Here is a 7725-nt window from a genome sequence, read left to right on the forward strand (position 1 = left end):
GCTCAGGACCGGCGCGCGTCGGGGAGCAGGCGCCGTGGTGACACGTAGGCGCTGACGACTCCGGCATAGGGCCGCTCGCCGGTGGCCGCCACCCGGCGCAGGTACTCGTCGAACGTGATCCTGCCGTCCGCGTGGTCCGGCGTCAGGTTGAGGCCCGCTTGGAGGGCTCGGCCGGCCGCCCCGGGGACCGGGACCTCGACGATCCGGCGTCGACGGCCGGTCTGCTCCAGGTAGGCCTCCGCCAGCGAGCCGATGGTGCGGACCTCAGGGCCGCCGAGTTCGTCGATGCGACCGGTCGGGGCGCCGAGCGCGAGGCGGGCGAGACGATCCCCGACCTCCGAGACGTCGACGGGTTGAATGCGAAAAGCCTTGGGGAGCAAGAGCACCGGCGGCGCGGTCAGCGCTCGCAGCAGCACCGCGACGAGGTCGTGGAACTGCGTGGCGCGGAGCACCGACCACGACAGGCCGGAGGCCTCGAGGTGCCGCTCGTCGGCGTACTTCGTCCGGTAGAGGCTCATCGGGACCTGGTCGACGCCCACGATGGAGACGTAGACGATGCGGGGCCGGTCCATCCGGAGGGCCGCGTCGATGACCGAGTCGACCGGCTGGATGCAGTGGACCACGACGTCGACGTCTCGCATGGCGTGAGCCAGTCCCTCGCCCTTCTTGACGTCGCCGACAGACACCTCGACGCCCGGCAGCCCACCCGTGGGGCGGATACCCCGGCTGAGGACCCGCACCCGAGCACCGGCGCGCTGCAGCGACGCGACGACAGCTCGGCCGAGCAGCCCCGTTCCACCGATGACGAGCACGGTCTGCACCTGGCCCGACGTGTCGCTCATCCGGCCATCCTCACCTCGACGGCTGGGAGGAGAATTGACGCGCGGCCGGCACCGAGGAGTGGATAGGGTCACGCACCGTGACAGATGCGCTGCGGCAGGCCTATGACGACCAGCTCCGGGAGGCCGGGGAGATCCACGACGACGCCGACCTCACCCGGATCGGGCCGCTCTGGTGCGTGATCCTCGGTGACGGGGCACGCGGCTTCGTCACCTACCGTGACCTGCAGGGGCACTCAGGGGCCGCCCTCGACGGGCTGATCGAGCAGGTTGTGGCGCACTACCGGGACGCGACCGACGTCGTGTCGTTCGAGTGGAAGACGCGCGGTCACGATGCCCCGGCCGACCTCACCGACCGGCTGGTCGCCCACGGCTTCGTCCCGGAGGAGCGCGAGACGGTGATGGTCGGGGAGGCGACGGGGCTCGCCGTCGAGGTGCCCCTGCCGGACGGCGTCGTCGTGCGCCGCGCGGGCGTCGGCGGCGACCTGGCCGATGACGCCGCGCGTGCGAGCGAGCTGCAGGAGCGGGTCTTCGGCCGGGGCTCCGGACCGAGCACCGAGCGGCTCGTGGCCGACCTGCAGGCCCACGCCGACCGGCTCACGCTGTGGATGGCGGAGACGTCCGGTCGAGTGGTCAGCGCCGGCCGGCTCTCGATCGTGCCGGGCACCCAGTTCGCCGGGCTGTGGGGTGGCGCGACCGACTCCGAGTGGCGCGGCCGGGGGATCTATCGCGCCCTGACGGCGGCCCGGGCACGGCACGCCCTCGCGCATGGGGTGCGCTACCTCCACAGCGACAGCACCGACATGTCCAAGCCGATCCTCGAGCGCAACGGCCTCCGTCCGGTCACGACGACGACGCCCTACATCTGGACGAGGCCGTCCTCGTAGGCACCGCCCACCGCCTGGCCCCGGCATGGGACGGATGCGGCAGGGCAGCGGCTCAGGCAGCACGAGGGGAGGGAGCACGCAGAACAGCCGCCTCCTCATCGGCTGAGCGGAATGCCGGCTGTGCTCCTCACGTGAGCGGGCCTGCCGCGTCGAGCATCCGGGTCGCGATGGCGCGGGCGGCCTCGACGAGCTCCGGGCCGCGGACGATCCGGTAGGGCGCTGGCAGGAGGGCCAGGTGCTCGGCGTACATGACCGGGTTGCTCGTGCTCCCGACCAGCCGGGTGGTGTTCGCGTCGAGCTGCTCGAGGCGGCCGAGAGTCCGAGGCAGGCAGCGCGCCACGCGATCGAGCCCGGCGTCGATGCGCACCTCGACGTCGAACTCCCACCCACTCGAGAGGTGCTCCTCGAGCAGGGCCACGGGGTCGAGCCCGGCAGGCGGGGTGAAGGTCCGGTCGAGCAGCTCGAGCGAGCAGATGCGGTCGACCCGATAGGCGCGAGTTGCGCCTTTCGGGTCGGTCCGGCACACGAGGTACCAGCGGCCGTGCCGGACGACGACCGCCCACGGCTCGACGTCCACGTCCCACTCGTTCCCGGCCTCGCTCCGGTAGCGGAGCTGGACCAATCGGGCGTCCGAGCAGGCTTGCACGAGAAGGGCCGTTGTCGCAGGGTCGGGTCTCGCCGCCGCCCGGTCCGGGGCCGGCGCGGCGGCCCGGCGGACGGCTTCGGCCTGGGCCGCGACGGGCTCCGGGAGGGCTCGGACGATCTTGCCGAGGGCGCTGCCGACCGGGTCGCTCGGGTCGCCTGCTTCGTGGTGCCCGTCCAGGACTGCCATGACGAGGCCGAGGGCCTCACTCGCACTGAAGACGAGCGGCGGCAGGCGTAGCCCGCGACCCAGGCGGTAGCCGCCGTAGCGTCCGCGGACGGACTCGACCGGGATGCCGGCCTCGCGGAGGATCGCGATGTAACGGCGAGCCGCTCGGTCGCTCACCCCGAGCTTCGTGGCCAACCGGTCCGCCGTGACCCCCGGCAGGGACTGGATCACCTCGAGGGCGAGCAGCGCACGGGCCGTCGGGCTCGCATCGGGATCCATACTCATCTCCTCATGCTTCAGCGTTGGGCTCGCAGGGTCGCCGCCATGCGGGTCAGGTGCTCCCGCTCCTGGAGGTTCGGCGTACGGGAGCCGGCTTTCGCGTAGAGCTCGGCAGCCGCGGCATACTCTCCGGCCCGCTCGAGCAGGAAGGCCCGCACCGCCAGGTAACGGTGGTGCTCCCCCAGAGCCTCGGCCAGGGCGTCGAGCTCGGCGAGCGCCGCGTCGGGACCGAGGACATGTGCCAGCGCCACCGCCCGGCTGAGGCGTGCGATCGGGTTGGCGGTCAGCGCCACCAGCTCGTCGTACCACTCGAGGATCTGCGGCCAGTCCGTCTCGGCTGCCATGGCCGCGTCGTCGTGCAGGGCGGCGATGGCGGCCTGGAGCTGGTACTCGCCCCGGCGGTTCTGCTGCAGCGCGCCCTGCAGCAGGCGTACGCCCTCGGCGATCTCCGCCCCGTCCCACAGGGTCCGATCCTGCCGGTCGAGCGTGACGAGCCGCCCGTCGGAGTCGTGGCGCGCTCGGTGTCGTGCGTGGTGCAGCAGCATGAGGGCGAGCAGTCCGCGGGCCTCCGGCTCGCTCGTCTCATGGGTGAGCTGTCGGGTGAGGCGAATAGCCTCCGTCGCCAAGTCGATCCGGCCGCGATGACCTGCGTCGTAGATGAGGTAGAGAATGCGCAGCACGGTGGCCAGGTCGCCGGTGGGCCCGAGGCGGACGCCCTCGATGGTTCGCTTGGCCCGGGTGATCCGCTGCGCCATCGTCGCCCTTGGCACGAGGAAGGCACTCGCGATCTCATCGGTGGTGAGGCCGCCGACGGCCCGCAGCGTCAGGGCGATCGCGGCCTGCGGACTGAGCGACGGGTGGCAGCACAGGAAGAGCAGCAGGAGGGTGTCATCCCCCTGCTCGGCGGGTCCGGCCGCCGGCTCACGCTCGAGCCGCTCCTCACGCACCCGCCGCGCCGTGTCGCTGCGACCCGCGTCGATGAGCCGCCGCGTCGCCACCCGGACCAGCCAGGCTCGCGGGTCGGTCGGCGGATGGTCCGGCCAGGAGCGCACCGCCTCGACGAGCGCGTCCTGGACGGCATCCTCGGCCGCCGCGAAGTCGTTGCCGCGGCGGACGAGGACGCCGATGACCTGGGGCACGAGGCTCCGGAGCATCGACTCGTCCACGGGCACCCGTTCAGTCGGCTCCGTGGGAGGTGGACTCCATCACCTGACGGACCTCGATCCACTCGTGGATCGGCTTGCCTTGGGGTCCGGGACCTGACGACACGTGGGCCGCGATCTCGAGGGCACGCTCGCGCGACTCGACGTCGACCATGTACCAGCCGGCGACGAGGTCGCTCGTCTCGGGGTAGGGACCGTCGGTCGTGACCGGCGAGGCACCCGGCCCGTCGTAGCGGACGTCGACCCGGTCGGGAGTGAGCGCCTGGCCCTCGACGAGCTCGCCCGACTCCTCGAGCATGCGGGTGCACTCCCCGAGGAAGCGCAGGTGCGCGTCGACGTCTTCGGGGGCCCACTGGTCCATCGGCGGGATCGGCTCGAGCAGCTCGGGGCCACCCCGGTAGTGCTTCAGAAGCAGGAACTTCGGCATGATGCTGACTCCTTCGTCTCTGCGTGACCCGTGCGGCCTCGCACTCAGAGAACGGAGCGAGGGAGCGCTTTTCGACATCCTCCCAGCGAGCAGCTCCGTATGCCGCTCAGCTCCTCCCCGCGGAGCCGCGGAGCCGCTCGTACTCCGGGTGCCGGGCGATCCATGCCTTGATGTAGGGGCAGAGGGCGACGACACGTCGCTCGCCCTCGGCCGCGACGTCGTCGAGGGCGTACCGCGCGAGGGCGCTGGCGATGCCCTGGCCCTCGTGCGCCTCGGCCACCTCGGTGTGGGTGAAGACGATCCGGTCGCCCCCGAGCTCGTACTGCGCGAACCCGACGACCTCGCCGTCGATCCGTGCCTCGTAGCGGTGCTCAGCGGGGTTGTCGGCATACGTCACGTCGCTCGCCATGGCCCGAGTCTGCCACTCGCCATCGACGGCGACGCTGTGCCGTCGAGCGGACTGGAGGGGCGCCGTCTACGGTGGGCGCATGTCGCCCGCCGGTCCCCTCGACCACTGAACCACCGTGTCCGTCTTCGTCGTGGTGGTGGCGGCCGTGCTCGCGGCCCTGACCTATCTCCTCTACCGGCGACTGGCGGTGGCGCCCCGGTGGCCCACCGGTGTCCGCCGGTCGATCGGCGGCGTCCTCGGGGTCGGCTGGGTCGCCGTGCTCGGCGGTTTCGCGGTCCAGGGCGGCGAGCTCGACCCGGCTCGGTTCAGGTGGCTGGCCTGGCTCGGGATGACCTGGGTCGCCGTGTCGTGGTACCTGCTCCTCGGCGCCTGCCTGCTCGGGATCGCCTGCCTCGTTACGCGGCTCCTTCGCCGCGACCGGCGACCGGTGCTGCGAGCGGGGTCCGTTGCGGTCGGCCTCCTGGCGGTGGGCACGACGGCATACGGGTTGGGCGAGGCCGCGATGCCGGCCGTCACACCGGTCACGGTGGCCAGCGCGGACCTACCGGCCGCCGCCACGGGAACGCGGATCGCCCTCGTCACCGATCTGCACGTCGGGCCGGTCCGGGACGCGACCTTCACCCGGCGGGTCGTCGAGGCCGTCAACGCCGCGAAGCCGGACCTCGTCGTGCTCGGCGGCGATCTCGCCGATGGTCGGGTGGCCCAGGTCGGCGCTGCGCTGGCACCGCTCGCCGACCTCGACGCGCCACTGGGCGTGGTGGCGGTGAGCGGGAACCACGAGTACCTCTCCGGGGAGCCGGACCAGTGGCTGGCCCTGTGGGAGCGGCTCGGCATCACCGTGCTGCGCAACTCGAACGTCGCGGTGGCCCAGCGGGGCGCGCATCTCACGGTTGCCGGGATGACGGACCCGCAGGGTGGCCCGTTCGGCGCCGCGCCTGACGCCGCGGCGGCCCTGGCCGGGGCGGCGGCCGACGGCTTCACTCTGCTCGTGGCCCACCAGCCGCGTCAGGCCTTCGACGTCCAGGGCAAGGGCGTCGACCTGCAGCTGTCCGGGCACACGCACGGCGGTCAGCTGTGGCCGTTCACCTATCTCGTCCGGCTCCAGCAGCCGATGATCTCCGGTCGGGCGATGATCGGTGATGTGCCGGTGCTGACGAGCCGTGGCGCGGGCGCCTGGGGACCGCCGGTGCGCGTCCTCGCGCCACCGGAGATCCCCCTCATCACCCTCAACACCGTCTGACCCTCCCGATCGAGAGTTCACTTTTCCCATTCGAGAGTTCACTCTCGATCCAGAGAGCTGCACTGTCGATTGAGAAAAGTGCACTGTCGATTGTGGGGATGGTGCTGTCGATCAGGAGGAGGGGAGGCGGTCCAGGGCCTCCTCGAGGCGGGCGACAGTGCCGTCGAGGTCGCCCAGCTTGTCGAGGCCGAACAGGCCGAGCCTGAAGGTCGAGAAGTCGTCGGGCTCACCGCACATGAGCGGCACGCCGGCCGCGACCTGCAGGCCGACCTGCTTGAACTTGGCTCCGCTGCGGATCTCGGGGTCGTCGGTGTAGACCACGACGACGCTCGACGCGGCGAACGGGTCGGCCGCGACGGAGTCGAAGCCGTGCGCGGCGAGGGTGGCACGGACCTTCGCGCCGAGGTCGACCTGAGCGGCCCGCAGCTCCTCCAGGCCGGCATCCCGGGTCTCGAGCATGATCTCGGCGTTGTGGGCGAGCGCGTCCGTGGGCATCGTCGCGTGGTACGGCGTCTGGCCGTGCGTGTAGGCGTCGGCGATCGACAGCCACTTCCTGAGGTCCGCCGCGAAGCTCGACGAGGTCGTCGACTCGACGGCGGCACGACCCGCCTCATTGAGCATGACGTAACCGGCGCACGGAGAACCGCTCCAGCCCTTCTGAGGGGCGCTGATGAGGACGTCGACCCCGATCTCGGTCATGTCGACCCACAGCGCACCGGACGCGACGCAGTCGAGGACGAAGAGCCCGCCGACCTCGTGGGTCGCCTCGGAGACCGCGCGCAGGTAGTCGTCGGGGAGCACGATCCCCGCGGCCGTCTCGACGTGCGGGGCGAAGACGACCTCCGGCCGCTTCTCCCGGATGGCGGCGACGACCTCGTCGACCGGTGCGGGTTGCCACGCGGCGTGGCGGGTGTCGTCGACACGCCGGGCTGTGCACACCGTGACGTCGTCCGTGATGGAGCCGGCATCGATGATCTGGGACCAGCGGTACGAGAAGAGCCCGTTGCGGACGATCAGGCAGCGACGGCCCGTCGCGAGCTGCCGGGCGACGGCCTCCATCGCGTAGCTGCCGCCACCGGGGACGACCGCCACCGCGTGCGCCTGATAGGTCGTACAGAGGACGTCCATGATGTCCCGCATCACGCCGACAAAGCGCTGCGACATGTGGTTCAGCGAGCGGTCCGTGAAGACGACGGAGTACTCGAGCAGACCGTCCGGGTCGACATCGGGGCGTGGAAGCGTCATGCCAGAACCCTGCCACACGAGGGTCACGATCCGGTCAGCATCGTTCCGGAATCCAGTTCCGCTCTGTAGTGTCCTGACCACTTGAGTGTCTCTAGGCCACTTGCCAAACCCCGGAGGTCCACATGTCCCAGCTCAGGTCCCGTGTCTCCCGCTATGCGGCCGTCGCCTCCCTCGCGTCCCTCGCGCTGGCCGCCTGCGGCTCGAGCTCAGGCAATGGTGGCTCGAGCGCCCCGTCCGGCGGCCCAGAGCTCGTCAGCGCCAACACCCTGACGGTATGCACGCACCTGTCCTACAAGCCGTTCGAGTTCAAGGACAGCTCCGGCAACGTCATCGGCTTCGACATGGACCTGGCGCAGGCCATCGCGAAGCAGCTGGGCCTGCCGAACGTCACGATCGTCGACATCGACTTCGCCTCCCAGACCTCG

The 7725-nt window shown here is 71.4% G+C and carries 8 protein-coding genes and 1 pseudogene; 3 read left to right on the top strand and 6 right to left on the bottom strand.

Annotated features, from left to right (window positions below):
* Positions 1-2: 2 nt before the first annotated feature.
* Complete coding sequence (locus ACTHJJ_RS05140; protein WP_440301862.1) at positions 3-842, bottom strand: SDR family oxidoreductase; 840 nt, start codon at positions 840-842, stop codon at positions 3-5.
* A 77-nt stretch (positions 843-919) separates the two neighbouring features.
* On the opposite strand from ACTHJJ_RS05140, the gene ACTHJJ_RS05145 reads away from it, so the two are divergent.
* A complete protein-coding gene (locus ACTHJJ_RS05145; RefSeq protein ID WP_440301863.1) occupies positions 920-1726 on the top strand; it encodes a GNAT family N-acetyltransferase in 807 nt (268 codons plus the stop codon).
* Positions 1727-1853: 127 nt separating this feature from the next.
* Here ACTHJJ_RS05145 and ACTHJJ_RS05150 read toward each other — a convergent pair whose 3' ends face one another.
* From ACTHJJ_RS05150 to ACTHJJ_RS05165, 4 genes and pseudogenes are all read right to left on the bottom strand, one after another.
* Positions 1854-2816, bottom strand: a complete 963-nt coding sequence (locus ACTHJJ_RS05150) for a helix-turn-helix transcriptional regulator (protein ID WP_440301864.1) — start codon at positions 2814-2816, stop codon at positions 1854-1856.
* A gap of 17 nt (positions 2817-2833) precedes the next feature.
* Positions 2834-3982 carry an RNA polymerase sigma factor gene (locus tag ACTHJJ_RS05155; RefSeq protein WP_440301865.1) on the bottom strand — a complete coding sequence of 383 codons (1149 nt, stop codon included), beginning with the start codon at positions 3980-3982 and terminating at the stop codon, positions 2834-2836.
* 10 nt (positions 3983-3992) lie between these two features.
* Complete coding sequence (locus ACTHJJ_RS05160; protein WP_440301866.1) at positions 3993-4406, bottom strand: YciI family protein; 414 nt, start codon at positions 4404-4406, stop codon at positions 3993-3995.
* A 106-nt stretch (positions 4407-4512) separates the two neighbouring features.
* Positions 4513-4821, bottom strand: a pseudogene (locus tag ACTHJJ_RS05165) (GNAT family N-acetyltransferase); the annotation flags it as partial.
* A 109-nt stretch (positions 4822-4930) separates the two neighbouring features.
* Here ACTHJJ_RS05165 and ACTHJJ_RS05170 point away from each other — a divergent pair.
* On the top strand, positions 4931-6055 hold the full coding sequence (locus ACTHJJ_RS05170; RefSeq protein WP_440301867.1) for a metallophosphoesterase: 1125 nt from the start codon (positions 4931-4933) through the stop codon (positions 6053-6055).
* A gap of 111 nt (positions 6056-6166) precedes the next feature.
* On the opposite strand, the gene ACTHJJ_RS05175 is transcribed toward ACTHJJ_RS05170, so the two are convergent.
* On the bottom strand, positions 6167-7300 hold the full coding sequence (locus ACTHJJ_RS05175; protein WP_440301868.1) for an aminotransferase class V-fold PLP-dependent enzyme: 1134 nt from the start codon (positions 7298-7300) through the stop codon (positions 6167-6169).
* Positions 7301-7422: 122 nt separating this feature from the next.
* On the opposite strand from ACTHJJ_RS05175, the gene ACTHJJ_RS05180 reads away from it, so the two are divergent.
* Positions 7423-7725, top strand: a 303-nt coding sequence (locus tag ACTHJJ_RS05180; protein ID WP_440301869.1) for a transporter substrate-binding domain-containing protein, incomplete at its 3' end; no start/stop codon positions are given.

Origin of the sequence: Intrasporangium sp. (genome assembly GCF_051961875.1) — a bacterium.
GTDB lineage: Bacteria > Actinomycetota > Actinomycetes > Actinomycetales > Dermatophilaceae > Intrasporangium_A.